This window comes from Corynebacterium sp. Marseille-Q2823 (assembly GCF_903645345.1).
Taxonomy (GTDB): Bacteria; Actinomycetota; Actinomycetes; order Mycobacteriales; family Mycobacteriaceae; genus Corynebacterium; species Corynebacterium hiratae.
On record NZ_CAHJXS010000002.1, the window covers coordinates 245,873 to 271,772 of the forward strand.

A 25,900-nucleotide genomic window follows, 5' to 3' on the forward strand; every position below is an offset into this window, starting at 1 on the left:
GCGAGTCTTAAATTTCTCCTTAGGCGTAAGGACTCGACGCCATTTCGGTGCCATCGCTCAGGGTGGTGATATTGAAATCGTCGAAAAGCACCGGCGATTGCTTCCTCAACAGCTTCAGACATGCCACCGCTAGCTGCCGCATCTCCGTATCCGCCTGTTCCGTCGCCCGCGCGCCGATAAAGTGACGCCACGCCCGGTAGTTGCCGGTCACGACGATGCGAGACTCCGTCAGGTTGGGTAGCACTGCACGGGCGGCCTGGCGTGCCTGCTTCTTGCGCAGCAATGCATTCGGTTCCTGCTCGAGCTTCGATTCAAGAGCATCGAGAAGCTCTTCGTAGACGAAACGCGCATCATCGGCTGCCTGCAGAGTCAATCGGGTAAGTTGTTCATCCTCCGCAATGAGTTTCGGCAGCACCACTTCAGCCTCTTCAGAATGAACAAAGCGCTGCGAGAGTTGCGAAAAAGAGAAATGTCGGTGCCGAACTAGCTCGTGTGTTGCCGAACGCGACAAGCCACGGATATACAGCGTCGCGGTTGCGTGCTCGAGCAGCGCATCATGCCCAACCTCGAGGATGTGATGCAGATAAGCCTGGTTCGAAGCAGTTCGTGGGTTCGGCTTATCGAAGGACTCGTAACAAGCTCGCCCAGCGAACTCGACAAGAGCCTCGCTTTCCGACGCCTCCCCGTCCACCTCCCAGTCCACTCCCTGCGGCGCGTGGAAAGAAGTGGCCGCGATGAGCTGGACATCAAGCTCAGTGACCTTAGCCATTACAGCTCCAAGTACTTTTCCAGGCCCACGGTCAGCCCTGGATGAGACTCAATTTCCCGCACACCCATGAGCACGCCTGGAGTGAAAGAGGAACGGTCATAAGAATCTTGACGGATCGTCAGCGACTGGCCCTGGGTACCGAAGATAACTTCTTCATGCGCCACCATTCCTTGCATGCGGACTGCGTGAACATGGACGCTGTCAACATCCGCGCCGCGCGCTCCGTCGAGGGACTGCTCGGTCTTGTCCGGCATTGCATCCAATCCAGCCTCTTTGCGAGCCTTCGCAATGCCCTGTGCGGTATGAACCGCGGTGCCGGACGGCGCATCGAGCTTGTTCGGGTGGTGATACTCAACCACCTCAGCGCTGTCGAAGAATTTTGCAGCTTGTGCCGCGAAGACCATGGTCAGCACAGCCGAAATAGCAAAGTTCGGAGCGATCAACACGTGGCCCGCACCGTCTCCCTTTGTCCATTCCTCCACTTGCGCCAGACGCTCGGCGTCGAAGCCCGTGGTCCCCACGACGGCGTGAATGCCATGCTGAGTACAGAATTCAAGGTTGCCCATAACGGAAGCAGGCTGGGTGAAGTCAACGGCTACCTGCGCGCCAGCTTCGACTAGCTTCTCAAGCGGAGTATCGCGATCGATTTCAGCAACAAGCTCCAGATCCTCTGCAGCGTTGACGCCCTCCACGATTGCTTGTCCCACGCGGCCCTTAGCGCCGAGGACACCCACCTTGATAGTCATTCACAATCCCTTCATCTATGTTCGTTCTGTTAGCCACGACCAGTCTATCCCTGTCGACATCCAGGGCTCAGAACGGGCACGCGGCGCTAACTCCCCTCGCCCGCACCATTCACCTACCCCCGTTGTTGTGTATGAGTAAAACCTATACCCCCAGCTCGGCAAGAGTCGAACACACAACCTAAAGCATTACTCAACACCCCCATGCTTCTTGGTTTGTGAAGTTTATCCCCGCAGGCTATAGACCTTGGTTTGTGCCGGCACTAGGATTAGTTGTAGAACACTTCTTCTAACACTATTTTTTCGGGGGATACGCCAATGAGCACCACCATCCTGCCGGACGCCTTCTTTAGCATCAGGACGCTTCAGTCCGGTAGGGATAAAAAAATCCGGATATTAACAGCACCTAGCATCCGCCTTTTACCTATCGATAGCATCTACCGGGTGGTGGTTTCCTTTACTGAGATGCTTACCGGTCCTGGGCCTTTATCACTCGCTCGCTTACGACCGTGTGCGCATAAATTGACCAGGATAGAGCTGAATCCATAACCAAAAGCGTGTGTGCCAGGGTTCCACCCGCGCTAAAGCGAGGAGGCTTGAAATCCCCGACAACATTTCCTTTATCAGTAATGTGCGTCCATCTACTGTGCCTGCAGCCTTTGCTGGTGATGGTGAGAATGCTGGGGAAGCCCGTGAAAACGCTTTTATCGTCAATGAACCCTTTGTCGGCTCTTCCGGTTTTGGAGTGCGTAGCGGGGTGAAGTAGAACACGATGGGTTCAGCGGGTCACCACAACATATAGGGGTCCCTGGTGTGAAGATGAAAGTTCCTACACAACCATCTAAACCCACCAGGGACCCGTACTGTGAAGCCTACTGGAAACCTCGTTGCCGACACCATTTGCCGTACCGCGGAAATCGGACTTGCCATCACCGGTGCTGCCGATGCCGGACCGCTGACCATCATTGAGGCCACGCCCGTAGCCGTTATCGGCGTGTGCCCGGACTGCGGACAGCCAGGCAAGCTGCGCGACCACACCACCCGTCGACTCGTTGATCTTCCTGTCGTCGGATTCCCCACCAGGCTGCACATAAAAGTCCCTAGATTCCAGTGCACAGCCACCTCATGTAAAAGGAAGATCTTCCAAGAATCTCTGGCTTGCGCTGATGACGGCGCCAAGCTCACCCACCGGGTCACCCGCTGGATCTTGCAGCGCCTTGCTATTGATCGGATGAGTGTGTCAGCTACCGCCAAAGCACTCGGCGTGGGCTGGGACCTGGTCAACCAGGTCGCACTGGATGCCTGCCGCCAGCTTGTCTACGGCGACCCTCACCACCTAGACGGAGTTCGCGTCCTTGGAGTCGATGAACATGTCTGGAAACACACCAGAAAACCAGGCCAGGCATCAAACCTGGTGACCATACTTGTTGACCTCACCCCGCTGGTGGACGGGCGTGGGCCTGCACGTTTGTTAGACATGCGACCAGGCAGGTCCGCCGACGTGCTCAGCGGGTGGCTTAAAGAGCGCGACCCCAGCTTCCGGGAGCAGATACAGGTGGTGACCATGGATGGGTTCACCGGATATGCCACCGCAGTCGAAGAGCAACTACCACAAGCAGACAAAGTCATGGACCCTTTCCATGTAGTGCATCTAGCAGCCGACAAGCTCACCAGTTGCCGACAGCGACTCCAACGTGAGACCACCGGGCGCCGCGGACGCAAAGATGACCCACTGTACAAGCACCGGCGCACCCTGTTGACCAGGACGAACTATCTCACCGAGCGGCAAAAGCAACGCTTAGAAATGCTGTGGGCCACCGATGACGACTACGTAGCCCTAGAAGTAACGTGGCTGCTCTACCAAGACATGATCGCAGCGTACGCGCATCCGAAGAAAACGGAAGGCAAAAAGCTCATGAAACGCATCATCCACACCCTACGTAAAGGATTACCACAAGGCCTAGAAGAGCTCGCCCAACTAGGACGCACCCTATAGCGTCGACGCAAAGACGTGCTCGCCTACTTCGATATCGGTGCCTCCAACGGCCCCGTCGAGGCAATCAACGGCAGACTCGAACACCTACGCGGCATCGCCCTAGGATTCAAAAACCTCAACCACTACATCTTGCGGAGCCTGATCCACTCCGGACAACTACAAGACAAAATCAACGCACTCTAAAACCGGAAGGGCCCCTTTGTCCCGGAGCAATCGAAGACGCTTACAAGCTCCCGAATCGTAAATTCCCCACAGCCTGGCAACGTGGTCGCGCGCCATAGCTTCAAACGCAACCAAACAGTCAAGAGGAACCGATCTCGCTCAGTTAACTCAAATTGCTTGGCCGTACGAAACGGTCGTAACCTCTGGTCTGAAACATGAATAATCTTCACCATGTAGTAATGGTCGCATTAGAGTGTGCAAACCCTAATGCGCCAACGAAACGACAGATTATCACGCGCTTTGAAGGAGCATGACGAGTATCCTTCTCCCGCCTCGCCTACGGCTCGTTGGACATCAGGTCATGAAGGCTTCGCAATCATAACCCGGAAGATCTCGCACGAAATTTCTAAAACGACAAAGAAGCCCTAGATTCGTATAAACGGTTCTAGGGCTTCTAACCTTTGCTTCACGAGTTCAGCATGAGCAGTGAGCTACCGATTGCTCCAGTACCTATATTTTCAATTGACGCGATAATGCGACTGCGATTGTTATGACCCATTCTCTGCTCCTTTTCTTTATTTATGCGAACAAGAAACTTCTTTGAAAAAGGCTGACCTACACTTTCAATAATCCAAAGAGCAATCAGGTATAACACTGCTATTGCTAAGGTACCTAGGATGTCGAGTCCTAGATCACTGCTTAGCTCAACCCGCGAAGCACTATTGATTATATAACAGGAGGGAGACACACTCTCTGGAAAGATGGAACAAATGTTCTTAACGGGTTAGCTTCACAAAAATAGAGAACAATAGCTCAGGGAGTCACGTTAAGCGTGACTCCCTCGACAAAACTTCACCACCTGCACCGAACGGCTTCCAGTCCGTTACTTCGGCCGTGACATAAACGACGCGAAATCAACAGAGCTGATAAAAGACCGAGGCCACTCCTCATCGTCGGTCAAAAGCATGTCCTCCCACAAACGTGACACAGCCGCCCCAGGCTCAATAGGCTCGTCGATCGTCCCTAATGCGGTGGAATAGCTATACATATTCCATTCATCCTCGTTAACCGGTTCATCACTCTGAGCCTGGAGATCATGGAGCAAGTTCTTTTTCACAACGGAATCCGACTCATCAATCTCCACATCAGCGACCAGATAGACGGTCGTGAACTGTTTCACGCGCTCCACTCGTTCAAGATAGCGCTGATAAAACCGAGGCAAATCCTCTTCTCTCGCAAGGAAATAGGTCTTTGTCAGGGTAATTTCGCTGGACATCATTTAGGGTTCCAACTCGTGTCATAGGCACCCGACGGACGGTACTTCCGCTGAGGATAGCAATGCCTCTTATGGGCATTGTTAAACTTGCTTTCATACAAATTTGCATCGGATTTGGCAGCATTAGGATCTGTTGGATGATTACCTATGACAAAGCCCACAATAGGATTGCCGGGGGCATTCTCCACTACCTGGCATTTCATGGTGATCATGCCTAGTTCATTTTTAACAACACCCGCTGCTTGCGCGACTTGCGTTTGAGCAAACACTGCAGAAGGAAGAGCGAGTGTAAGCGCCAAAGCACGTAATTTCTTCATTAGCAATTCTCCACTCGATCGATGCGAGTAATACCTGGAACCTTCAACTTGGAAACGGTTTCTTCAGCGCCCGGGGCAACCCCTGTGCACTCAATATCCTGAGAACCCACCCAACCCGTCATGATGACTTTCACCCGAACAGGTGTAGGGCAATTATTCCGAATTTTGATCTCAGCTTGATGATGCTCAGCAGACACACACGCAGGGGCAGTGTTTGATGCATCATAGAAGCTTATAGTCGGCTCACCTTCCACATGGATTTCCGCTGACTGTTTCTCCTTGGCATCCGACAGGTCTACAGTCTTGGTTTCTCCGGAAGACAACTCAAATCCCGATTCACTGTCTGCAGCAGGAACCGTATCACCATCCAAGGTCGCTTCTGCATCCTGAGCAAACGCGCTACTGGGGGCGGCAAGAGCCAAGACAGCACCACAAACCAATGCCAAACGAACTTTTCTTGCAGACTTTTTAACCATATTCTTTACCTTTCTTAGCGTTGGGAATGCACTTCACTCATGACAGTAGATGGAAAGTCCTCTCAAATCCATAGAACCTCCGTTCGGTACGCATAACTAAGAAGGATGAACACACGGATAAGCCCCGCGCCGTCGAAACAAACGATGAACCCAAAACTCACCCCGCACAACCCCAAGCCGTCGAATCAAACGACGAAGGGTCGCGGGAGCCGGGGCCGGAGGGAGATAAAGAAAAGCCTCCCTAATGGTAAAAAGTCGGCGCAGTTTTTGGAACTGAGCGGAACTTTTAAGAGTTAGGGAGGCTAGATGGCCTGAGAATGCCCCTCGGGGTCCAGCGGGGTTACGCAGTGATGCCCACGTGTTGCTGCTCGTTATGATGGTCTAGGAAGCTGGATCCTGCTGTCACAGCTGAAGGGAAAATATGACTCGCTCTATTGCACCGACCACCGTCTTCGGGGTCATCATTGCCGGATGTGCGTTGACCATCACCGCATGCTCTGAGGGAGGTTCGCACTCCACAAATTCACCTGCTTTTAGTTCGGTTGAATCCAGCCCGCGAGTTGCTGAAGCACCAGCCAGTGAAGAAATGGCCTCAGAGGACTCGGGCGCGCAAAGCAGCTCGGAGGCGATGACTGCAGCACAGTTTGCGGGCATGGGTACAGCAGCCCTGGATAATCGGCATCACATGCCCGAACGGCTTGGAGATCTCACGCCAACTACGGTGCGTGTGGGGGCTCACAATGGCTTTACCCGCGTAGTTATTGATCTCGAGGGAAACGGCGAACCGGGCTGGTTTACCACCTACACAGACAGCCCAACTCAGCAGGCCTCCGGTTACCCCGTTGAGGCAGAAGGAAATGCTTTTCTCGACGTCGGAATCGAGGGAACTCCTTGGCCATCTACGCCTGAGCTCGAGGAACGGCATATTCAGCAGGGAACTACTCCTGGAACTGGAGTCGTGAGTGAGGTCGTCTACACCAGCTCATTTGAGTCACAATCGCAATTCATCATTGGTCTGCAGAAGAGGACTCCGTACTCGGTGACATTTCTCGAGGACCCCAAACGACTTGTACTTGATTTCCAGGACTAGCAGCTAGCACCCAACAAGCTAAGAGCCCCGCCATCGCAGCCCATGAACGAGCTGGAGAGCGGGGCTCTGGCTTATGAGGTTTGGGAATTAGTCTTCCTCAACCGGGACCAGGGAAATCTTGCCGCGGTTATCGATGTCCGCGATTTCGACCTGGATCTTGTCGCCGACGTTGACCACGTCTTCGACCTTTTCGATACGCTCATCGCCGCCCAGCTTCGAGATGTGCACCAAGCCGTCGCGGCCCGGGGTCAGGGATACGAAGGCGCCGAAGGCCACGGTCTTCACCACGGTGCCGAGGAAACGCTCGCCGACCTTGGGTAGCTGCGGATTGGCAATGCTGTTGACGCGCTCGATGGCAGCCTCAGCAGCCTCGCCGGTGGCAGCGGAGACATAGACGGTGCCGTCTTCCTCAATGGAGACGTCAGCGCCGGTTTCCTCGGTGATGGTGTTGATGGTCTTGCCCTTCGGGCCGATGAGCTCACCAATCTTGTTAACCGGGATGGTCACAGAGGTGATGCGCGGGGCAAGGCCGGACATCTCGTCCGGGCCCTCGATAACCTCAGCCATGGTTTCGAGGATGGCGGAGCGGGCATCGCGGGCCTGCTCGAGGGCGTCGGCAAGCACGTGCGAAGGAATGCCATCCAGCTTGGTGTCCAGCTGCAGAGCGGTGATGAATTCGGAGGTACCTGCGACCTTAAAGTCCATGTCGCCGAAAGCGTCCTCGGCGCCGAGGATATCGGTCAGCGCAACGAACTTCTCCTTACCTTTAACCTCACCGGAGACAAGGCCCATGGCGATGCCCGCCACCGGAGCCTTGAGCGGAACACCTGCGTTGTACAGGGACAAGGTGGAGGCACACACCGAACCCATGGAAGTTGAACCGTTGGAACCCAGAGCCTCGGAGACCTGGCGGATAGCGTACGGGAAGTCCTCACGGGACGGGATAACCGGCAGCAAAGCACGCTCAGCCAGCGCACCATGACCAATCTCGCGGCGCTTCGGGGAACCCACGCGGCCGGTCTCACCCGTGGAGTATGGCGGGAAGTTGTAGTGGTGCATGTAGCGCTTGGACTCCACCGGGGTCAGGGAGTCAATCTGCTGCTCCATCTTGAGCATGTCCAGGGTGGTGACACCTAGGATCTGAGTCTCGCCACGCTCAAATAGGGAGGAGCCGTGGGCACGCGGGATGAGATCCACCTCCACGCCGAGGTCACGCAGGTCAGTAACACCACGACCATCAATGCGGAAGCCTTCAGTGAGGATCTTGTTACGGACGATATCCTTCATCACAGCGTTGAAGGCGTTACGGATCTGCTTGGAGGCATCCGCCTCCTCAAGGTCATCGAACTCGTCAAGGAGATCGGCTTCAATCTGCTCCATGTACTCGTTCGTTGCATCATCACGGTCTTGCTTACCCGGGATGGTGAGCAGCTTCTGCAGCTTCTTGGAGGCTGCCTTCTCCACTGCCTCGTATACATCCTCGCTGTAGGCCGGGAAGAGCGGGAACTCTTGGGTCTCCTTCGCGGCGCGCTCAGCCAAACCTGCCTGAGCCTCACACAGCGTCTTAATGAAGGGCTTGGCAGCTTCCAAGCCCTCGGCCACGGTGGATTCCTGGGGTGCCGGGGCGCCTTCCTTGATGCGTTCGGCTACGTTCACACCAGCGCCGGCCTCCACCATCATGATGGCGACATCGTCCTTGTTGCCCTTCTTGACAATGCGGCCGGCAACGACCATCTCAAACAGGGCGCGCTCATGCTGCTCGTTATTCGGGAAGGCTACCCACTGGCCCTTCGGGTGCTTGTCATCAGCAATGAGTGCCATGCGCACACCTCCCACAGGACCGGAGACCGGCAGGCCGGAGAGCTGGGTAGAAGCAGAAGCGCCATTGATGGCAACCACGTCGTAGTACTCTTCCGGGTCCATGGAGAGAACCGTGACGACAACCTGAACCTCGTTGCGCAGGCCCTTGACAAAGGTCGGGCGCAGCGGGCGGTCAATGAGGCGGCACGCCAGGATAGCTTCAGTAGAGGGGCGCCCCTCGCGGCGGAAGAAGGAACCCGGGATTTTACCCGCGGCATACATGCGCTCCTCGACGTCCACAGTCAGCGGGAAGAAGTCGAAGCCTTCGCGCGGCTGGTTAGAAGCGGTGGTCGTGGACAGCAGCATGGTGTCCTCGTCCAGGTAAGTAGTCACGGAGCCACCGGCCTGGCGAGCCAGCTGGCCTGTCTCAAAACGGATGGTGCGAGTGCCGAAATCGCCGTTGTCCAGGGTGGCGATGGCCTCGGTGATGCCGTAATCGTCGTCGATAAGAAACTCGACGGAATTGTTCGGTTGCTTTTTAGCGTTCTTAGCGCTCATGGATGTAACTCTCCTTGGAGCTGTCATGGCGATCTTCGGTGCCGCCTCTTCTTCGATGTTTTCTGACAACGTCCAAGGATTTTAGCAGATGAGATAAGAAAACCCCCGCACACAGGTGCGGGGGTTGAAAAGTTAAGCGCTTAGCGGCGCAGACCCAGGCGAGAAATCAGGTCGCGGTAACGGTCAACGTCGTTAGCGGCCAGGTACTTCAGCAGGCCACGACGGCGACCAACCATGAGCAGCAGACCACGGCGGGAGTGGTGATCGTGCTTGTGATCCTTGAGGTGCTCGGTCAGGTTGTTGATGCGGGTGGTCAGCAGGGCAACCTGTGCCTCCGGGGAGCCGGTGTCGGTCTCGTGCAGGCCGTACTCCTTGAGGATTTCAGCCTTCTTCTCGGTGCTCAAAGCCATGGAAAATCTCCTATTGTATTTCAGTCCACATGAAATGATGCGCCGTGAGGCGCTGCCCGTGACTACTGTGGACCGCAGTCAGCAAGCCGAAGTAGAAGTATAGAGGCTGCCGAGCTTCGACATCAAATCATCAACAAAGCGCGCGTCATCCACCGCAACGGCCACACGGGTGGTGGGGTTACCCAAGCGTTCCGGGTCACCGATCGTGCGGCCACTATCCTCACACCGCAGATTGAGGTCGAGGCAGGTGACCAGCGAGGGATCGGCAGCCACAGCTACCGCTAAAGGGTCGTGGAGCCCGCAACCGCCAAGGTGCGGAGAGGTCGTCTTATAGGCGCGAATGTAATAGTCCACGATGTCCGCGTAGATCTGGCCCGTCCGCGTTCCTCGCCACTGTTGCGTGTGCTCCCTGGTGAGCAACGTGCGCAGCGTGACATCGAGCCCCACCATCGTGAGGTCGTGAGCATGGCGGAATACATAGTCCGTGGCTTGGGGATCTTGGAAGACGTTGGCCTCGGCATAGGGCGTGACGTTCCCGGGCACGGTCAGGGCGCCGCCCATCATGACGATGCGGGCGTTGCGGGCGAAGTCCGGGTCTTTGCGCATGGCGGCTGCAATGCTTGTCGACGGTCCCGTCGGCACGATGACCAAATCCTCACCATGCTCACGGACCGAACGGATCAGAAAGCCCACTGCATCCTCGTGTGCTTTGCGGCGCGGAGGAGGCAGAAGTACTTCCCCAAGGCCATTGCGGCCATGGATGAAAGCTGAAATGGGGGCAACGCTAAAGCCCGTCCGCGTCGGGCCGGTGAAGACGGGGACATCTTCGGCGTCGAGAAGCTCGAGCAACGCCAGCGAGTTGCGCACCCCCAAGGCCACCGGGACGTTGCCATAGGTACCCGTGACCCCGATCAACTCGAGGTCGGGGTGTGCAACGGCATAGGCAAGAGCAAGGGCGTCATCGATTCCAGTGTCGAGGTCGAGGATGATCTTCATTTAGGCCTCGCGTGCCAGAATCTCACGAATTCGAGCAACATCACGTTCCATAGCTGTCAGGAGTTCCTCCACGGAATTGAATTTCTCCATGTCACGCACGTGGTCAACGAAATGCACGGTGGCTTCGTGGCCGTAAAGGTCGGCATCGCGGTCCAACACGAAGGACTCCACAGAGCGCTCCTCGTCGCCGAAGGTGGGGTTCGTGCCCACCGAGACAGCGGCCGGATAAGGAACGCCGGGCTCCATGTCTCCTTCCAAAGGGGCGCCGGTGGGCTCGACCACGAACCAGCCCGCGTAGACGCCATCGGCTGGAATGGCGACGGATTCCGGGAAATACTGGTTGGCGGTCGGGAAACCAAGCTCCTTTCCACCCCGCCCTGCGCCACGCACAACGGGACCGGTCACCGTAAAGTGGCGTCCCAGCGCCAATTGGCGCGCGCGATATCGCCCTTGGCAAGAGCGGCGCGGATGTTGGTGGAGCAGATGCGCTCGCCGTCGTCGTCAAGCAAAGGCACAATGCCAACGTCGAACCCGAACTCGGTACCGAATTTCGCTAGCGCCTCCGCGGTGCCGGACGCGCCTGCGCCGAAGGTGAAGTTCTCCCCCACCACGACGTGTTCTGCGTGCAAGCGCCCCACAAGGAGGTCCGTCACGTACTCGCGTGGCTCAACGCCCCGTAGTTCTTCGGTGAAGTCGATGACGAGCACGGCCTCGATGCCCATGTCTTCCGCCAGTTGCATGCGGCGTTCAAAAGTAATCACGGAGAGCGGCGCGCGCTCCGGCAAGAAGACGGAAACAGGGTGCGGATCGAAGGTCACCATGACGGCGCGCTGGTCATTATTGCGCGCGTGCTCGACGGCCTTCGTCACGAGCTGCTGATGGCCGCGGTGCAGGCCGTCGAAGACGCCAATTGTCACCGACGTCGGACCGAGGTCAGCGGGGATGCTATCGATTCCGTACCAAATATCCACGGGCACCATGCTATCCCACTGCGGCCGGTGCCCTAGACTGCAGGGCATGACTGATCCGCTCGAACGTTCCGGCCTCGTGGTCGTCGACAAACCCGCCGGCATGACCTCGCACGACGTCGTGGGAAAACTCCGCCGCTTCTTCCACACCCGCAAGGTGGGCCACGCGGGCACGCTTGATCCGATGGCCACGGGAGTGCTCGTTGTGGGGCTCGAACGTGGCACCAAGTTCCTCGCGCACATGGTGGCCTCCACCAAGGCCTACGACGCGACGATTCGACTGGGCATGGCTACCCACACCGACGATGCGGAAGGTGAAGCTACGTGGGGCAAACCGGCAACCGCTGTGAAGGATTCTGCCATTTCGCAGGAAATTGCTGCGCTGACCGGCGATATTCTGCAGCGGCCGGCAGCGGTCTCCGCTATCAAGATCGATGGCAAACGCGCGCACGAAAGGGTGCGGGCAGGCGAAGAAGTTGAGATCCCCGCGCGCCCAGTGACGGTCAGTCGCTTCGATATCCTCGATACGCGGCGCTGCGGCGAGTTCATTGATTTGGACGTGTCGGTCGCGTGTTCTTCGGGAACCTACATCCGCTCGCTGGCTCGGGATCTGGGTGAGGCCCTCGGCGTCGGCGGGCATCTCACCGCCTTGCGCCGCACTGAGGTGGGCCCTTTCACGCTTGACGACGCCCTCCCCTTCTCTACTCTCGAGGACTCTCCGACCCTGTCCCTCAGCCTCGATGAGGCTCTCGCTCGCAGCTATCCGGTTTTAGAAGTCACCGATGACGAGGCCCAGGCCCTGGCTATGGGCAAGTGGCTAGAGCCGCGTGGGTTGAAAGGCACGTACGCGGCCGTCGATCCGCAGGGACGCTCGATCGCCTTGATCAAGGAAAAAGGAAAGCGCTTAGCCACGGTTTTCGTCGCGCGGCCCTCGACGCTTTAATGACCCAGTTTACCTGTCAAAGTTGAGCGCCGGAACGGCAGCAGAAACGATGACATAGCCATCCCGGATGATCCAGTGCCCAGTAATAAACGGCACTGGAGTTGGCCGTGCCAAGAGATAAGAGACCAGCGTTCCGTCCAAGCGCAGGTCAATTTCCGCTTGGTCAAAATCAAGCCACCGCCGGGTCATGGGGAACCACGTCTTGTACGTGGCCTCCTTAGCACAGAACAACAGGCGATCCGGGCAGGAAATACCCGCCGCTTGTAACTGAGCCAGCTGCGGCATCTCCCCCGGCCGAGCGATCATCGTCAGCACATGCTCCGGCAAAGGCTCCGCGGGTTCGGCATCCAACCCCATCGAGCGCACATGGGTGGTCGGCGCTGCTACCGCTGCACGCAAGCCTTCGGTGTGCGTCATCGATCCGGTATAGCCCTCCGGCCACAGCGGCATGCCTCGCTCGCCGCGCAGAATCGGCTCATTGTCGGTGTAGTTGAGCTCCTTCAAGGCTTGGTGGGCACACCAGCGTGCATCCCCAAATTCGGACTTGCGCACGTCCACGGCCTGCGAGACCACTGAGCGCTCTTCCGGGGATAGGTGGTTGTAATTGAGCAGGTCGGTCATCGACTCGTCTGTACGCACATAGCAATAGCGCGCTGACTCCGGGAAGAGGGAAGGCTCAAGCATGCTCTGCCCTCCCTGTCTTCTCATCGATACTCAGCACCGGATATGGCCACGGCTGGAGATGCCCGTGCGCTTGCCACTCACGCGGATAGCCCAGAGACACCTCAATGTGGTCTACCCCATCAATGTTGGCTCGGTTGGGCATATGGAGGTGACCGTAGATGACCGCTTTGGCGTTGTAGCGCCGCGGCCAGGAACGCGTGTGGCGGGTTCCACACCACAACGCCACCTCGGGCCAGCGCAGGTACAAGGTTGGCTCCTGCACCAGCGGCCAGTGATTGATCAGGACGGTCTCGCCCTCAACCCGTGATAAGCGTTTGATGGAATACGCCAAGCGGTCCCAGCACCACGCGCGCACATCGACGAACGGGGCGATAGCAAATTCATCGGTCATGATAATCTGCTTCTGCTTCGCGCTCGCGAGCGCCTGCTCTACCGTTGTTCCCGGCGGACGAAAACTGTAGTCATACAGCGTAAAGAGCGGTACGACAGTAACCCCTCCAAAAACTGGGAAAGGGTCTTCTGGGGTAACCACGCCAATCTCCCGACAGCCTTCCACGAGCCGATCGTATTTTTCACGTCCCTGATACGCGTCCTGGCCGCGGGAGAAGAGCTCGTGGTTGCCGGGCACCCAGATCACGGTGGCGTAGCGGTTTTTCAGCCGGGCCAAGGTGTTGATGACAAGGTCAATGCGCTCGGCCACGTCGCCCGCCACAATCAACCAGTCATTCGGGTTCGGCGGAACGAGTTCGTCGATGCGGTCCCCGTTGACTCGTACCGCCGCGTGGAGATCGGAGACAGCCCACAAAGTGGTCATAGCGCCTCCTTCACACAAACATTCTCTCTACTTTTACCACAGGGCTAGACCTGCGCCCACCGCATGGAGTAGAAGCGCCACACCACGCCCACCATGCGGATGAGGATGAACGCGGCGATTCCGCCCCACACCCCGGTCAGGCCGGTGCCGAAAACCAGGGCCAACCAGACACCGGGGAGGAAACCTAGAAGCACTGACGCGAGGGTGAGTGTGCGGAGGAAGGCTGCGTCCCCAGCGCCCAGGAGAACGCCGTCTAGAGCGAAAACGACGCCGCCAATAATGACGAGGAAAGTCATAACCCACCACGGGCCGGAAATGACCTCGAGGACCTCCGGGCTCGTAGTAAAAATCTGCGGGATGACACCGGCGCCGAGGCCGAGTACCGCTGCGAGCGCGAGGGAGAAGGACGTGGAGTAGAGCGTTACCTTGGTTCCTACAGTGCGGGCATAGCGCGCTGACCCTGCCCCCAACGCTGCGCCGGTCAATGCTTGGGCAGCGATCGCGAGGGAATCCAGAACGAGGGACAGGAAGTTCCACATCTGCATCATGATTTGATGCGCAGCCAACTGGGCCGTTCCGATACGTGAGGCCACCGCTGCCGCCGACAAAAATGCCACTTGGAAACTCAACGAACGAACGATGAGGTCACGCCCCAGCACGAGCTGCCGACGCACAACGCTCCAGCGAACCTCCCACGAGCCGGTATGCTCGCGGCGCAGCTCCCCCACGAAGAACGCCGCGATGATCCCCATCCCCAGCACTGTGGCCAGAGCAGAGCCCGGCAGACCCCAGAAGTGCACGAAAATAGGCACCGCGATGGCGCCAGGAACCATACCTGCAAGGGTGAAATAGAGGGGCTTGCGGGTATTTTGCACGCCGCGCATCCAGCCGTTGCCAGCCATGTTGATGAGGGTAAAGGGAATCGCGACGGCGGCGATACGCAGCCACTGCGCCGTCCCGCGCGCCGTATCTGGATTGCCAGTCAACCACATCGCGAAGACGCCGGCGAAGAGCCACATGGTGATAGCGAGCACCACCCCCACGCCCACGGCAACCCACGTTGCTTGCACGCCCTCAGCCACGGCCTCTTCCCGCTTACCTGCACCGAATAAACGAGAGGCTCGCGCGGTCGTGCCATAAGACAAGAAGGTCAGCTGGGTCGTGACCACGGAATGTAGCGTGGCCGCAGCCCCCAGCGAGGCCAAATCCTCAGCTCCAAGCCGGCCCACCACCGCGGTATCTAGGAGCAAATAAAGCGGCATCGCCGCGAGAACACCCAAAGCGGGCACAGCAAGGCGGAAAACCTCCGCGGCAGAAACCTTGACTGGTTGCGCGGAAGCCATTTAGGACAACGCACCTACCAGCTGCGCGATAACCTCCTCGGGCGTTCCGTGCGCGGTATACCCAGCGGCCGGAACATGCCCACCGCCGCCGAAGGTGAGGGCCACTTCAGCGCAGTTGACCGCGGAGGAACGCAAGGATACAGCCCACACATTGGGGGCTTGTTCCTTGAAGACCACTCCAATGTCAGTGCCCTTCAATGCGCGGACATAATCGACAAAAGACTCAATCGCGGAATCGGCGTGGGACGCAACTTCCTCATGCGGCACGTAGAGAACAGCCAGTCGGTGCTCCCCTGCTTCCTCAATCCTGAGGCCTGAGAGCACGCGTCCGATCATCTGCAGGTCATCGGCCGTGCTGGAATCCATGAGCTCCAGCGCAATCTGCTTGGTGTCGAGCCCATAAAGCATGAGGCGCGCGGCGATGTCGTGCATGGCTGGGCGGCCCCACCGGAAGTTACCGGTATCGGTGACAAGGCCCGCGTACAAGCAGTGCGCGATGACGCGATCGATCTGGATGGAAAGCCTATCCAGGATATCGAGCAGAACCACCGTGGTGGACTCACACACTGGATCCACCACGTTGATGGCGCCGAAGCCGTCGTTAGAGGCATGGTGATCGATACATAGGACGCGGCCGACAGCGGCCATTTTCTCGAGCCCCTGCGCTACCGAACCTGTCCGTTCTATCGAGCCACAGTCCACAGTGACATAAAGGTCATAGCCCTGTGGAAGCTCATCCACCAACTCAATTTCGTCCACTGTGGGAATGGAAAATAGGTTGGCGGAAATATCGCGGCGCTGCCCGATCACGGTGCGGGTCTGCTTCCCGCGCTGGCGCAGCGCCAAAGTGAGGGCCGCCGCGGAACCGACAGCATCGGCGTCTGGGCGCAAGTGCGTAATAATGCAAATACTGCTGGCCTGCACCAGCGCATCAACTGCGGCTTCGTAGTTGGTTCGTGACACTTAGTCCTCTTCCTTATCCGAGGTCTTGTACGGATTCGCATCACCAGCCGGCTGCGCGCCTTCCTTTAACTTGGCCAGCTCCGCATCGCGGGCACGGGCGCGGGCGAGCACATCCTCCAGGTGAGCGGACGCCTCGGGGACAGTATCAAGCTCAAAGGACAGCGTCGGCGTAAAGCGAACCGACAGTTCGTCGCCCACGATCTTGCGCAACTGCCCCTTAGCTCGCGTGAGAGCCTCAGCAGCCTGATCGTAATCCGGCTCGGATTCGATATCCGCGCCGCGCACCGTGTAGTACACGGTGGCATCGTGCAGGTCACCCGTAACGCGGGCATCCGTGATAGTCACAAGCTCAAGGCGACGATCCTTAATCTGGCGTTCAATAGCGCTGGCAACGATTGTCTGAATGCGCTTTGCCATGCGCGCGGCGCGTGCGTGATCAACCATGGTGAAGCTCCTTTGCGTACGGGTACTGGCAACTAGTCTAGGATACCGATTCTGCACCTTTCGGCCGAAATGATTAAAGCCCAGCCAGGAATGTTTCCTGGCTGGGCTTTTTATCTGAGCGCTCTTAGTGAGCGGAGAGCTCAGATGTGATTAGTCGCGCGGGACCTCGACTTCCTCGTAGGCCTGGATGATATCGCCTACCTGGATGTCCGGGTAGGACAGGACCATACCGCACTCGTAGCCGGCGTTGATCTCGTTAGCGTCATCCTTCTCATGGCGCAGGGACTCGATCTTGGCATCGGAGACGACGACGTTTCCGTCGCGTACGAGGCGAACCTTGCCGTTGCGCTTGACCTTGCCCTCGGTGACCATACAACCGGCAATGGTGCCGACGGCGGAGGACTTGAACAGCGCGCGGATCTCCGCCGCACCGGTATCCCGCTCCTCGTAGATGGGCTTGAGCATGCCCTTGAGAGCTGCCTCAACCTCTTCGATGGCGCGGTAAATCACGGTGTAGTAGCGGATGTCAACGCCCTCGGCATTCGCTTCCTCCGTCGCCTTGCCTTCAGCGCGAACGTTGAAGGCGATGATGACGGCGTCGGAAGCCGCAGCCAGGCTGACGTTGGTCTGCGTCACAGCACCGACACCACGGTCGATGATGTTGAGCTGAACCTCGTCGTCAACCTCGATGTCCAGCAGGGCATCTTCCAGAGCTTCGACGGAACCGGCATTGTCGCCCTTGAGGATGAGGTTGAGCGTCGAAGTTTCCTTGAGCACTGCATCCAGATCCTCGAGGGAGACGCGCTTGCGGGCCTTGGCCTGCAGAGCAGAACGCTTACGCGCATCACGCTGCGCGGCAATCTGTCGAGCGACGCGGTCATCTTCGACAACCAAGAGGTTGTCGCCGGCACCAGGCACGCCGTTGAGGCCCTGCACCTGGACCGGGCGGGACGGGCCGGCCTCTTCCACGTCGTTGCCAAACTCATCGAGCATACGACGTACACGTCCGTGCGCATCGCCAACCACGATGGAATCACCAATGCGCAGCGTACCGCGCTGAATGATGACGGTTGCCACCGGACCGCGGCCACGGTCGAGGTGAGCCTCGATGGCAGAACCCTGCGCATCCATATCCGGGTTAGCGGTGAGCTCGAGTGCAGCGTCCGCCGTCAGGATGACAGCCTCCAGCAACTCGTCGATGTTGATGTTGTTCTTCGCGGAGATGTCCACGAACATCGTGTCGCCGCCGTATTCCTCCGGCACCAGACCGTACTCAGTGAGCTGACCACGGATCTTATCCGGGGAAGCTTCCGGCTTATCAATCTTGTTGACCGCGACAACGACTGGGATGTCCGCTGCCTTCGCGTGGTTAATCGCCTCAATCGTCTGCGGCATCACGCCGTCATCAGCGGCGACCACCAGGATGGCCAAGTCAGTGGACTTGGCACCACGGGCACGCATGGCGGTAAACGCCTCGTGGCCCGGTGTATCCAGGAAGGTGATGGTACGCGGGCCATCCTCGAGATTCACCGTGGTCTGGTAGGCACCGATGCCCTGGGTAATGCCACCGGCCTCACCCGCGCCTTCGTTGGTCTTACGAATGGTGTCCAGAAGGCGGGTCTTACCGTGGTCAACGTGACCCATCACGGTGACGACTGGCGGGCGCTTCTCAAGGGCTTCTTCGCCGCCCTCGTCCTCACCGAACTGCAGGTCGAAGGACTCGAGCAGCTCGCGGTCCTCGTCCTCCGGCGAGACGACCTGGACCTCGTAGTTAATCTCCGAGCCCAAAAGCTGCAGGGTGTCCTCGGATACGGAGGCCGTAGCCGTCACCATCTCGCCGAGGTTGAACAGTGCCTGAACCAATGCTGCGGGATCCGCACCGATCTTCTCGGCAAAGTCAGCCAGGGAAGCACCGCGGCGCAGGCGAACTACCTTGCCGCCGCCGTCAGGCAGGCGTACGCCGCCTACCTCATGCTTCTGCTGCTCTTCAAACTCGTGGCGCTTCTGACGCTTCGACTTCTTGCCGCGACGCGGTGCGCCACCAGGACGACCGAATGCACCAGCGGTACCACCACGGCGACCACCGCGTCCGCCACGGAAACCACCGTGGCCTGGGCCACCCTGGCCCGGTCCGCCGCCACGACCACCGCGGCCGCGCCCGCCACCGCCGCTGCCTGCGGCCTTCGACGGCATGCTGGCCGGGTTCGGGTGCGAAGGCATCATGGCCGGCGATGGGCGGCGTCCGCCGCTGCGATTGCCATCACCCTGCGGGCGTGCTCCGCCCTTGCCACCGCGGTTATCACCAGGCTTGCCGGCGGAGCGCTGCCCCTTGCTGCCGCCCGGACGTGGTCCGGGGCTGGGGCGATCGCTCGAGCCGCCCGTAGAGAACGGGTTATTGGCGACGCGACGGGTACCACCAGGCTTCGGCATGGAGCGCGGTGTAACTGCGCGCTCGCCAGGCTTGTCCGCATTCTTGCGCTGTGCACCCGGCTTCGGGGCACCGCCCGGCTTAGGCGCAGTTCCCGGCTTCGGGGCGCCGCCCGGCTTGGGAGCGGCACCCGGCTTCGGCGCTGCCCCCGGCTTCGGACCAGGCTTAGCGGCGGTAGCCGGCTGCTTCTCTGCTGGTTTCTTCTCTGCCGCCTTTTTGGCAGCAGAAGCCGGGGAGGCTGCCGGCGCGGTTTTCTCCGCCGGCTTGTCGTTGCCACCCTTAGCTTCATAATGTGCGCGCATCTTCTTGACCACCGGCGGTTCGATGGTCGAGGATGCGGTCTTGACGAACTCGCCTTGTTCCTTCAGCGTGGCGAGTAGTTCCTTGCTGGTTACGCCGAGCTGCTTTGCCAACTCGTGTACACGTAGCTTTCCGGGCACTTGTCTCCTCTTTAATCTTTCTAGGAGCCAAGGCCGCGGAATACGGCTTGACCCCTAGTTAATGGCTATGGACTTTCATCGCTGATGCTGCTTCATGGTTGTGCGCTCATCAGTGTTCGGTCTTCCTTTTTAACTCTGGGTCGCACGGGCTGTTGCCCGCCGACTGCACCTGCTGCCGAGCAGCGAGGTACTCACGTACGTGACCTGTGTCCACGTCTGTGGACAATCGGAGCGCGCGCCTGAAGGCACGGGTTCGCTCCGCCAGCTCTACTGCCTCCAGATCTGGCCTTATCCACGCTCCCCTGCCGGGGAGGCGGCGGCGCGGATCCGGAACAACACGGCTTCCTGTGGGATCGTCCCTATCGGCGACAACCCTGAGCAATTCCGTGTCGGGATGCTTTTGACGCGTGGCGATACAGGTGCGGAGTCGCTGTCCCTGAGACATCCCACTCCTTACGTCGAATCACCACTACTACTACGCCACAGCATTCCTGCATGTGGGCCGTTGTCTAGTCTACGCGAAAATAGGCCAAACCTTTAATCCCACCGCAGGTAGGTTGGAAAGCTAGTCACGAGCGGCATCGGAGTGAATATCAATCTTCCATCCGGTCAGGCGAGCTGCGAGGCGAGCGTTCTGCCCTTCCTTGCCGATAGCGAGCGAGAGCTGGTAATCCGGCACGGTTACCTTGGCTACCTGTGCTTCCTCGTCGAGGATTTCTACGCGCACAACCTTCGACGGTGCGAGAGCATTACCCACGTAGACGGCTGGGTCTTCGTTGTAATCGATGATGTCGATCTTTTCACCGCCGAGCTCACGCATCACGTTGCTGACGCGGGAACCCTTCGGGCCGATGCATGCACCCTTGGCGTTGAGGCCCTTGGCGTGGCCGCGAACGGAGATCTTGGAGCGGTGCCCTGCCTCACGGGCGATGGCGATGATCTCTACTGCGTCGTCGGCCACCTCAGGGACCTCCAGCTCGAAGAGGCCGCGAACCAGCTCTGGGTGGGTACGCGACAGCGTAATCTGCACCTTGGCCCCGTTCCGGTTTACCCCCACGACATAAGCCTTAACGCGGTCACCGTGCTCGAGCTTCTCCCCCGGCAGCTGCTCGGCCGGCAACAGGAAAGCATCCTGCGAATCGTGCTCGGTACCCAATTGCACCACGATAACGCCGCGCTTGTTGGCATGGATATCGCGCTGGACGACGCCCGACACCACCGTGCCGATCAATTCTGAATAGGAATCATAGGTCCGCTCCGCTTCGTTTTCGCGCAGCTTGCGCAGGATGGCATCGCGGACAGCCTGGGCGCCGATGCGCCCAAAGTTATCCGGGGTGTCGTCGTACTCGCTGACGACCTCTCCGGTCTCCAGATCGCTTTCCGTCACGATGACGGCAACGGCGCCGGTATCGGCGTCGATATCCACGCGGGACTTTGTCCCCTCCGCCTTCGTCTCAGCGGACTCGGCACGGTGATCCAGATAGGAATACAAAAGGGCACCCGCGATTGCCTCGAGCAGGTCCTTCACCGGGACGCCTCGCTCGCGCTGAATCGTGCGGAGTGCCTCTAGATCAATATTCACTTGTTAGTCCTCTCGGGTTGCCGAGTTCTGCTCGGCGAAGTCGAACGTCTGCATTGCCGCCTCCAGCTCCTGTGCTGGAGGTTGAGCAAATTCAATTTCTACCACTGCACGGCTTACATTTTCCAATCGCTCGACCTGATAGCGCACCTCCTTCTTCACGGTCGTGATGAGCGCCACTGATTCTTCGTCCGCGGAGAGAGCACCGATTCTGGCAACACGGGTGGTGCTGGGCTCGTCGCTCAACGCATAGCCGACCAGCCTTCCTTGGTTCCGACGCCAATGGCGTGGTGCGCTGAGCGGAAAATCCACGCCGGGGGTCGACACCTCCAGGGTGTAGCCTGCCCCAAAGTTAAGAGTGCCCGCTTCCTCCTGTGCATCAAAAAACTCGGAAATCTCCTGCGAAAGTTCCTCGATGAGATCGGAGCTCGGACGTTCATCACCATCGATGCGGATGATGACCTGCGACTTTTTACCAGCTCGTGTGGTCTTGACATCTTCGATGTCGAGGCCGCGTGCGGCGGCAACAGGCTGGAGGATTTCGGTCAGTTGTGCGGGTGTTGGGAATGCCATGCGCTCTAGACTAGGTCACACGGGTAGGGTCTATCGCGTGAACCGCCGAGTAGTTGTGCCCGCCCTCCTTGCCTGCGCCGCCCCATGGTTGGGCGGCTGCCAAGCCACCGACGCGATCGTGGACTATTTTGGCCCCCACGCGGACCCTACGTTGACCTCTCTGGCTCACGATGCGAGCGCCGACGCCCACGCACTGCAGGAACTCGATCCCGATGCCGCGTCCCTGCGCGCGCAGCACGCAGACGAGCTTTACTCCGAAATTGAGCGCCTCTGCGGCCGCGACGAGGAAGGACACGTTCCGCGCTCCTGCGAAGTGAATCGTGAGGGTGAAGCATACGAGGCCACTGATGCGGCTGCCGTGCTTGCCGCAGCTTCTTCATCGATTGAAGAGCAACTTGACGCGGTCTCCCCGGAATCTCGGCCCTTGCTCGTCGCCCAAGCCATCGCAATGGAGGCCCGCTCCACCGATGAACCGGGCGCTGTGCCGGAGCTGACGGAGGATGACGCTGACCTCGCCACCGAACTCTTGGACTGGGAATACCGGCAGGTGTATGCCTTGGACTTTGCTCGTTCCTATGTCACACCTGACGTCGAAGAGCTGGTTGATGAGCGCCTCGCTCTGCACGAGAACCGCGTCCTCGCGCTCCAAGAAGCAGTAGCCAAAATCGGACCAGTGCCACAGCCCGCAGCGGCCTACACCTCGACCTCCGGTGAGCTGCCCGTAGACGCCGCCTCAGCGCGCGCGTTCCTTGACGACGTCGCGCATAGTGACACGGTGACATGGGCCTCCGCCGCCTCACAGGAGGTGCCCGACCAAGCGGCACCCAATGCTGAATGGCGAAGCTGGCTTATTTCTGTAGCCGCCCAATCTCACCGCATCAGTGCAGCTTAATTCCTCCCTCGCGAGCTCGATTTTCCTGAGCTACCGACGTTTGGCGTTCTTTTCGGCGTACAGCGACCAGGCATAGCGCATGACCGGAATCTGCAACGGCAGACGCACCGCGTGGTAGATCTTCTTGCCGGTTGATGCCTTGCCGCTTTCTAAGTCCCTGTAGGCTTGGTAGAAGTTCGCCGGCCACACGGCAGCGAGCAAAGCTAGGGCTGAAAGGCCGCCTGCAGGCCGCGTCGATGGGTTCGCCAGGAGTGCACCGGTCACCACTTCCCAGGCGCCAGAGGTGAAGTTGTAGAAGCGAGCCGACCCTGGAAGCTGTGGCGGGATGATGGACTCGAAGGGCTTCGGCTTAGCAAAATGCAGCACTCCCATGGCAGAGAGTGCTGCAGCCATTGAATATGTCAGTGCGGGGTTGTGGGAACTCATACCCGCGAGCCTACGCGCTTAACGCACCTAACCGCGGATGAGCTCCGTTAAGGTGTCCACGATGGAGTCTGCGGGGACCTCACGGGTCTCGCCGCCGCGGATGCGCAGCTCAATGATGCCGTCGGCAAAGGCGCGGCCCAGGATGGCGATGAACGGCATGCCCAGAAGCTCTGCATCCTTGAACTTCACGCCCGGGGAGACCTTGGGGCGATCGTCGAAAAGCACCTCTACGCCTGCGCGGTCCAGATCCTCCACCAGCTTCTGGCCTGCCTCGAGGGCAGCGGCATCCTTGTTCGCTACGGCCACGTGCACCTGGTACGGGGCCACAGCCACCGGCCAGTTGAGGCCCTTCTCATCGTGGCGCTGCTCCGCCAGCACCGCGAGCATGCGCGTAACACCGATGCCGTAGGAACCCATGGTCGGCACGGCGCGCTTGCCGTTCTCATCCAGGATCTGGACGTCGAAAGCCTCGGTGTACTTGCGACCCAGCTGGAAGATGTGGCCCAGCTCGATGCCGCGCTCCAGGGTCAGAGTGCCCTGGCCGTTCGGTGCCGGGTCCCCTTCCTTGACCTCGGCCGCCTCGATGAACTCATCCACTGTGAAGTCGCGGCCAGCCACCAAACCGACGACGTGGCGCTGCGGGGCATCGGCACCGGTAATCCAGGAGGTGCCGGAAACCACGCGCGGGTCGGCGTAGACCTTGATGCCGTGGGCGTTAAGAGCGCGCGGCCCAACGTAGCCCTTGACCAGGAAGTCGCTCTTCTTGAAATCCTCATCGCTGGCGAGCTCGAACTCGGCCGGTTCAAGCGAAGCCTCCAGGCGCTTTTCATCCAACGCGCGGTCGCCCGGAATAAGAACAGCCGCGAGTTCCCATTCCTTCTCTTCCTCCGTAGCTGCAGGGGCGGCTACCTTGATCATCATACACTTGAGGGTGTCCGCTGCGGTGACCTCGCGGTCGGCGACAGTAATGCCGGCGCTCTTAGCCCACTCCACCAGCGTTTCGATGGTCTCGGATTTCGGAGTCTCATGCTCCTGTGCCTCCGGCAGGCCGTCGAAGGGGATTTCCTCTGGAGCCTGAGTGACCACGGCCTCCACGTTGGCGGCGTAATCGCCCTCGGTGGCCCGCACGAAGGTATCTTCGCCTACCTCAGACACGGCGAGGAACTCCTCGGAGGCCGAGCCTCCCATCGCACCAGAGGTGGCCTTACAAATCGCGTAATCAATCTCCAGGCGATTGAAGATGTTCTGGTAAGCCTTGCGGTGGCGGGCATAGGACTCATCGAGCCCCTCATCCGTCATGTCGAAGGAATAGGAGTCCTTCATGGTGAACTCGCGGCCGCGCAGCACGCCCGCGCGCGGACGCTCCTCATCGCGGTACTTCGTCTGGATCTGATACAGCGTGACCGGGAAATCCTTGTACGAGGAGTACATATCCTTCACTGCGGTGGTGAACATCTCCTCATGGGTCGGGCCTAGGAGCATGTCAGCGCCCTTACGATCCTTGAGACGGAAGAGGTTATCGCCGTACTCCGTCCAGCGGTTCGACTGCTCGTAGGGTTCGCGCGGCAGCAACGCCGGGAACAGCATCTCTTGGCCGCCGATAGCGTTCATCTCCTGACGGATTACGTCTTCGATCTTGCGCATGGCGCGCAGCCCCAGTGGCAGCCAGGTGTATACACCCGGCGCGACGCGGCGCACATAACCTGCGCGGACGAGAAGCTTGTGGCTGGGGACTTCGGCATCAGCCGGATCCTCACGAAGAGTGCGGAGGAAAAGCTCAGAAAGACGTGTAATCATGGTTGCTCAGTTTACATCGCTAGCATGTAGCCATGCTGATCATCCTCCCTCCTTCTGAGACCAAAGCACACGGCGGCAACGGCGCGGCCCTGAATTGGGACGAGCTTTCTTTTCCCGCGTTGAATCCGATCCGCCAAGAAATCGCTGCAGAGTTGTCCTCCCTCGACGTCGATGAAGCGCTGGAAGTGCTCAAACTCTCTGAGAAGCTGCGTGGGGAAGCCGAGTCTAACCGCGAGTTGGCATCCTCCCCGACCATGCCCGCGCTGGAGCGTTTCACCGGCGTGCTCTACGACGCCCTGGACGCTCCCACCCTTCCCCCGGAAGCGCGGAGCTACCTCGCCGTGGGCGATGCATTGTTTGGTCTGGTGCGCGCCGATGACCTCATCCCGCACTACCGTCTCTCCGGTAACACGAAACTGGGCGGGCGGACGCTGAAGTCTCGGTGGGGTACGGCCATCACGGATGAGCTGCGCGCGCTTGTCGACGCTGGCGAGTTCCTCATCGATATGCGCTCGGGCACCTACCAGCAGCTGGGAAAGTTAAAGGACGTCGCCACCGTGCGCGTGGAGACAGTGCAAGAGGATGGCTCCCGCAAGGTGGTCTCTCACTTCAACAAGCACTACAAGGGGGAGCTCGCTCGCGTACTCGCTCTCAAGGGCGAGAGCGTCTCCACCCTTGAAGATGCCGCCCGCGTAGCCCAAGAGGCGGGCATGAATACCGAACTGCGCGGCACCGAGCTGGTGCTCGTGGTCTGATTTATCTATTTATCAATTTATCTACGCCCGCCGATTTATCTATTTATCAATTTATCTGCCTGCTATATACTTCCGGCATGACTGGAAACCCTTTTCGCCCAACTTAACGGTTCTGTTAACCCGCAAGCTACAGCCAGCGCTTTCAAAGATACGGCAGCTTTGACTTCGATTGCTTTCAACGACGAAGCCGCCGACCGCGCTACTGAAGCGAGCCACGGTTATCCCTTCCTCATCCAGCTCATCGGGTACTTGGCCTGG

General features: G+C 59.1%; 23 protein-coding genes and 2 pseudogenes. 5 read left to right on the forward strand and 20 right to left on the reverse strand.

The window, feature by feature from the left end; translation table 11 throughout:
• Positions 1 to 19: 19 nt before the first annotated feature.
• Together thyX and dapB are read right to left on the reverse strand one after the other, a co-directional pair.
• A complete protein-coding gene (gene thyX / locus HWX44_RS03105; RefSeq protein WP_070754114.1) occupies positions 20 to 769 on the reverse strand; it encodes an FAD-dependent thymidylate synthase in 750 nt (249 codons plus the stop codon).
• Positions 769 to 1,515 (reverse strand): 4-hydroxy-tetrahydrodipicolinate reductase, encoded by a 747-nt coding sequence (gene dapB / locus HWX44_RS03110; protein WP_049157587.1) that lies wholly within the window; start codon positions 1,513 to 1,515, stop codon positions 769 to 771. Before dapB ends, thyX begins: the two co-directional genes overlap by 1 nt.
• 862 nt (positions 1,516 to 2,377) lie before the next feature.
• Between dapB and HWX44_RS03115 the strand changes: the two are divergent.
• A pseudogene (locus HWX44_RS03115) lies at positions 2,378 to 3,691 on the forward strand (ISL3 family transposase).
• A gap of 862 nt (positions 3,692 to 4,553) precedes the next feature.
• On the opposite strand, the gene HWX44_RS03120 reads toward HWX44_RS03115, so the two are convergent.
• From HWX44_RS03120 to HWX44_RS03130, 3 genes are read right to left on the reverse strand one after another with little or no spacing between them, the layout of a single operon-like run.
• Positions 4,554 to 4,949: a hypothetical protein gene (locus tag HWX44_RS03120; protein WP_042531285.1), complete on the reverse strand. Its 396-nt coding sequence runs from the start codon at positions 4,947 to 4,949 to the stop codon at positions 4,554 to 4,556.
• Positions 4,946 to 5,263 (reverse strand): hypothetical protein, encoded by a 318-nt coding sequence (locus tag HWX44_RS03125; protein ID WP_141754606.1) that lies wholly within the window; start codon positions 5,261 to 5,263, stop codon positions 4,946 to 4,948. Before HWX44_RS03125 ends, HWX44_RS03120 begins: the two co-directional genes overlap by 4 nt.
• Positions 5,263 to 5,739 (reverse strand): hypothetical protein, encoded by a 477-nt coding sequence (locus tag HWX44_RS03130; protein ID WP_070672192.1) that lies wholly within the window; start codon positions 5,737 to 5,739, stop codon positions 5,263 to 5,265. Before HWX44_RS03130 ends, HWX44_RS03125 begins: the two co-directional genes overlap by 1 nt.
• 421 nt (positions 5,740 to 6,160) lie before the next feature.
• Here HWX44_RS03130 and HWX44_RS03135 point away from each other — a divergent pair, with 421 nt between their 5' ends.
• Positions 6,161 to 6,829, forward strand: a complete 669-nt coding sequence (locus HWX44_RS03135; protein ID WP_158396518.1) for an AMIN-like domain-containing (lipo)protein — start codon at positions 6,161 to 6,163, stop codon at positions 6,827 to 6,829.
• An 87-nt stretch (positions 6,830 to 6,916) separates the two neighbouring features.
• On the opposite strand, the gene HWX44_RS03140 is transcribed toward HWX44_RS03135, so the two are convergent.
• From HWX44_RS03140 to HWX44_RS03155, 4 genes and pseudogenes are all read right to left on the reverse strand, one after another.
• The gene (locus HWX44_RS03140) at positions 6,917 to 9,187 is read right to left on the reverse strand and encodes a polyribonucleotide nucleotidyltransferase (RefSeq protein WP_175973133.1); all 2,271 of its coding nucleotides are present in this window, start codon (positions 9,185 to 9,187) and stop codon (positions 6,917 to 6,919) included.
• A 140-nt stretch (positions 9,188 to 9,327) separates the two neighbouring features.
• A complete protein-coding gene (gene rpsO / locus HWX44_RS03145; RefSeq protein ID WP_046648089.1) occupies positions 9,328 to 9,597 on the reverse strand; it encodes a 30S ribosomal protein S15 in 270 nt (89 codons plus the stop codon).
• 78 nt (positions 9,598 to 9,675) lie between these two features.
• The gene (locus HWX44_RS03150) at positions 9,676 to 10,593 is read right to left on the reverse strand and encodes a nucleoside hydrolase (protein ID WP_175973135.1); all 918 of its coding nucleotides are present in this window, start codon (positions 10,591 to 10,593) and stop codon (positions 9,676 to 9,678) included.
• Positions 10,594 to 11,573: pseudogene (locus tag HWX44_RS03155) on the reverse strand (bifunctional riboflavin kinase/FAD synthetase).
• Positions 11,574 to 11,610: 37 nt separating this feature from the next.
• Here HWX44_RS03155 and truB point away from each other — a divergent pair.
• The gene (gene truB, locus HWX44_RS03160) at positions 11,611 to 12,504 is read left to right on the forward strand and encodes a tRNA pseudouridine(55) synthase TruB (protein WP_175973137.1); all 894 of its coding nucleotides are present in this window, start codon (positions 11,611 to 11,613) and stop codon (positions 12,502 to 12,504) included.
• Between the two features lie 9 nt (positions 12,505 to 12,513).
• Here truB and HWX44_RS03165 read toward each other — a convergent pair whose 3' ends face one another.
• From HWX44_RS03165 to rimP, 9 genes are all read right to left on the reverse strand, one after another.
• Complete coding sequence (locus HWX44_RS03165) at positions 12,514 to 13,188, reverse strand: 4'-phosphopantetheinyl transferase family protein (protein ID WP_046648085.1); 675 nt, start codon at positions 13,186 to 13,188, stop codon at positions 12,514 to 12,516.
• Entirely contained in the window at positions 13,181 to 14,002 is an 822-nt protein-coding gene (locus HWX44_RS03170; protein WP_071409996.1) for a metallophosphoesterase family protein, read from the reverse strand. Before HWX44_RS03170 ends, HWX44_RS03165 begins: the two co-directional genes overlap by 8 nt.
• A 44-nt stretch (positions 14,003 to 14,046) precedes the next feature.
• A complete protein-coding gene (locus HWX44_RS03175; RefSeq protein ID WP_175973139.1) occupies positions 14,047 to 15,345 on the reverse strand; it encodes an MATE family efflux transporter in 1,299 nt (432 codons plus the stop codon).
• Positions 15,346 to 16,308, reverse strand: coding sequence for a DHH family phosphoesterase (locus HWX44_RS03180; RefSeq protein ID WP_070700531.1), 963 nt, complete (start codon positions 16,306 to 16,308; stop codon positions 15,346 to 15,348). It lies immediately after the preceding gene.
• Positions 16,309 to 16,752: a 30S ribosome-binding factor RbfA gene (rbfA, locus tag HWX44_RS03185; protein WP_175973141.1), complete on the reverse strand. Its 444-nt coding sequence runs from the start codon at positions 16,750 to 16,752 to the stop codon at positions 16,309 to 16,311. It lies immediately after the preceding gene.
• A gap of 150 nt (positions 16,753 to 16,902) precedes the next feature.
• Positions 16,903 to 19,620, reverse strand: a complete 2,718-nt coding sequence (gene infB / locus HWX44_RS03190) for a translation initiation factor IF-2 (protein WP_175973142.1) — start codon at positions 19,618 to 19,620, stop codon at positions 16,903 to 16,905.
• Positions 19,621 to 19,729: 109 nt separating this feature from the next.
• Positions 19,730 to 20,065: a YlxR family protein gene (locus HWX44_RS03195; protein ID WP_070821723.1), complete on the reverse strand. Its 336-nt coding sequence runs from the start codon at positions 20,063 to 20,065 to the stop codon at positions 19,730 to 19,732.
• Positions 20,066 to 20,185: 120 nt separating this feature from the next.
• A complete protein-coding gene (nusA, locus tag HWX44_RS03200; RefSeq protein ID WP_175973144.1) occupies positions 20,186 to 21,202 on the reverse strand; it encodes a transcription termination factor NusA in 1,017 nt (338 codons plus the stop codon).
• A gap of 3 nt (positions 21,203 to 21,205) precedes the next feature.
• On the reverse strand, positions 21,206 to 21,772 hold the full coding sequence (rimP, locus tag HWX44_RS03205; protein WP_070754139.1) for a ribosome maturation factor RimP: 567 nt from the start codon (positions 21,770 to 21,772) through the stop codon (positions 21,206 to 21,208).
• A 37-nt stretch (positions 21,773 to 21,809) separates the two neighbouring features.
• On the opposite strand from rimP, the gene HWX44_RS03210 reads away from it, so the two are divergent.
• Entirely contained in the window at positions 21,810 to 22,664 is an 855-nt protein-coding gene (locus tag HWX44_RS03210; RefSeq protein WP_175973147.1) for a hypothetical protein, read from the forward strand.
• A gap of 30 nt (positions 22,665 to 22,694) precedes the next feature.
• Here the strand turns inward: HWX44_RS03210 and HWX44_RS03215 are convergent, their stop codons facing one another.
• The gene (locus tag HWX44_RS03215; RefSeq protein ID WP_070754140.1) at positions 22,695 to 23,090 is read right to left on the reverse strand and encodes a DoxX family protein; all 396 of its coding nucleotides are present in this window, start codon (positions 23,088 to 23,090) and stop codon (positions 22,695 to 22,697) included.
• A gap of 27 nt (positions 23,091 to 23,117) precedes the next feature.
• Positions 23,118 to 24,887, reverse strand: a complete 1,770-nt coding sequence (locus HWX44_RS03220) for a proline--tRNA ligase (protein ID WP_070754141.1) — start codon at positions 24,885 to 24,887, stop codon at positions 23,118 to 23,120.
• 32 nt (positions 24,888 to 24,919) lie between these two features.
• On the opposite strand from HWX44_RS03220, the gene yaaA reads away from it, so the two are divergent.
• Complete coding sequence (gene yaaA, locus HWX44_RS03225; RefSeq protein WP_175973149.1) at positions 24,920 to 25,642, forward strand: peroxide stress protein YaaA; 723 nt, start codon at positions 24,920 to 24,922, stop codon at positions 25,640 to 25,642.
• Positions 25,643 to 25,900 lie beyond the last annotated feature (258 nt).

Excerpts from the sequence above, each read along its gene's own strand:
- thyX (WP_070754114.1), bottom strand. The coding sequence starts at position 769 with ATGGCTAAGGTCACTGAGCTTGATGTCCAGCTCATCGCGGCCACTTCT.
- dapB (WP_049157587.1), bottom strand. The coding sequence starts at position 1,515 with ATGACTATCAAGGTGGGTGTCCTCGGCGCTAAGGGCCGCGTGGGACAA.
- HWX44_RS03120 (WP_042531285.1), bottom strand. The coding sequence starts at position 4,949 with ATGATGTCCAGCGAAATTACCCTGACAAAGACCTATTTCCTTGCGAGA.
- HWX44_RS03125 (WP_141754606.1), bottom strand. The coding sequence starts at position 5,263 with ATGAAGAAATTACGTGCTTTGGCGCTTACACTCGCTCTTCCTTCTGCA.
- HWX44_RS03130 (WP_070672192.1), bottom strand. The coding sequence starts at position 5,739 with ATGGTTAAAAAGTCTGCAAGAAAAGTTCGTTTGGCATTGGTTTGTGGT.
- HWX44_RS03135 (WP_158396518.1), top strand. The coding sequence starts at position 6,161 with ATGACTCGCTCTATTGCACCGACCACCGTCTTCGGGGTCATCATTGCC.
- HWX44_RS03140 (WP_175973133.1), bottom strand. The coding sequence starts at position 9,187 with ATGAGCGCTAAGAACGCTAAAAAGCAACCGAACAATTCCGTCGAGTTT.
- rpsO (WP_046648089.1), bottom strand. The coding sequence starts at position 9,597 with ATGGCTTTGAGCACCGAGAAGAAGGCTGAAATCCTCAAGGAGTACGGC.
- HWX44_RS03150 (WP_175973135.1), bottom strand. The coding sequence starts at position 10,593 with ATGAAGATCATCCTCGACCTCGACACTGGAATCGATGACGCCCTTGCT.
- truB (WP_175973137.1), top strand. The coding sequence starts at position 11,611 with ATGACTGATCCGCTCGAACGTTCCGGCCTCGTGGTCGTCGACAAACCC.
- HWX44_RS03165 (WP_046648085.1), bottom strand. The coding sequence starts at position 13,188 with ATGCTTGAGCCTTCCCTCTTCCCGGAGTCAGCGCGCTATTGCTATGTG.
- HWX44_RS03170 (WP_071409996.1), bottom strand. The coding sequence starts at position 14,002 with ATGACCACTTTGTGGGCTGTCTCCGATCTCCACGCGGCGGTACGAGTC.
- HWX44_RS03175 (WP_175973139.1), bottom strand. The coding sequence starts at position 15,345 with ATGGCTTCCGCGCAACCAGTCAAGGTTTCTGCCGCGGAGGTTTTCCGC.
- rbfA (WP_175973141.1), bottom strand. The coding sequence starts at position 16,752 with ATGGTTGATCACGCACGCGCCGCGCGCATGGCAAAGCGCATTCAGACA.
- HWX44_RS03195 (WP_070821723.1), bottom strand. The coding sequence starts at position 20,065 with ATGTCTCAGGGACAGCGACTCCGCACCTGTATCGCCACGCGTCAAAAG.
- rimP (WP_070754139.1), bottom strand. The coding sequence starts at position 21,772 with ATGGCATTCCCAACACCCGCACAACTGACCGAAATCCTCCAGCCTGTT.
- HWX44_RS03215 (WP_070754140.1), bottom strand. The coding sequence starts at position 23,090 with ATGAGTTCCCACAACCCCGCACTGACATATTCAATGGCTGCAGCACTC.
- HWX44_RS03220 (WP_070754141.1), bottom strand. The coding sequence starts at position 24,887 with ATGATTACACGTCTTTCTGAGCTTTTCCTCCGCACTCTTCGTGAGGAT.
- yaaA (WP_175973149.1), top strand. The coding sequence starts at position 24,920 with ATGCTGATCATCCTCCCTCCTTCTGAGACCAAAGCACACGGCGGCAAC.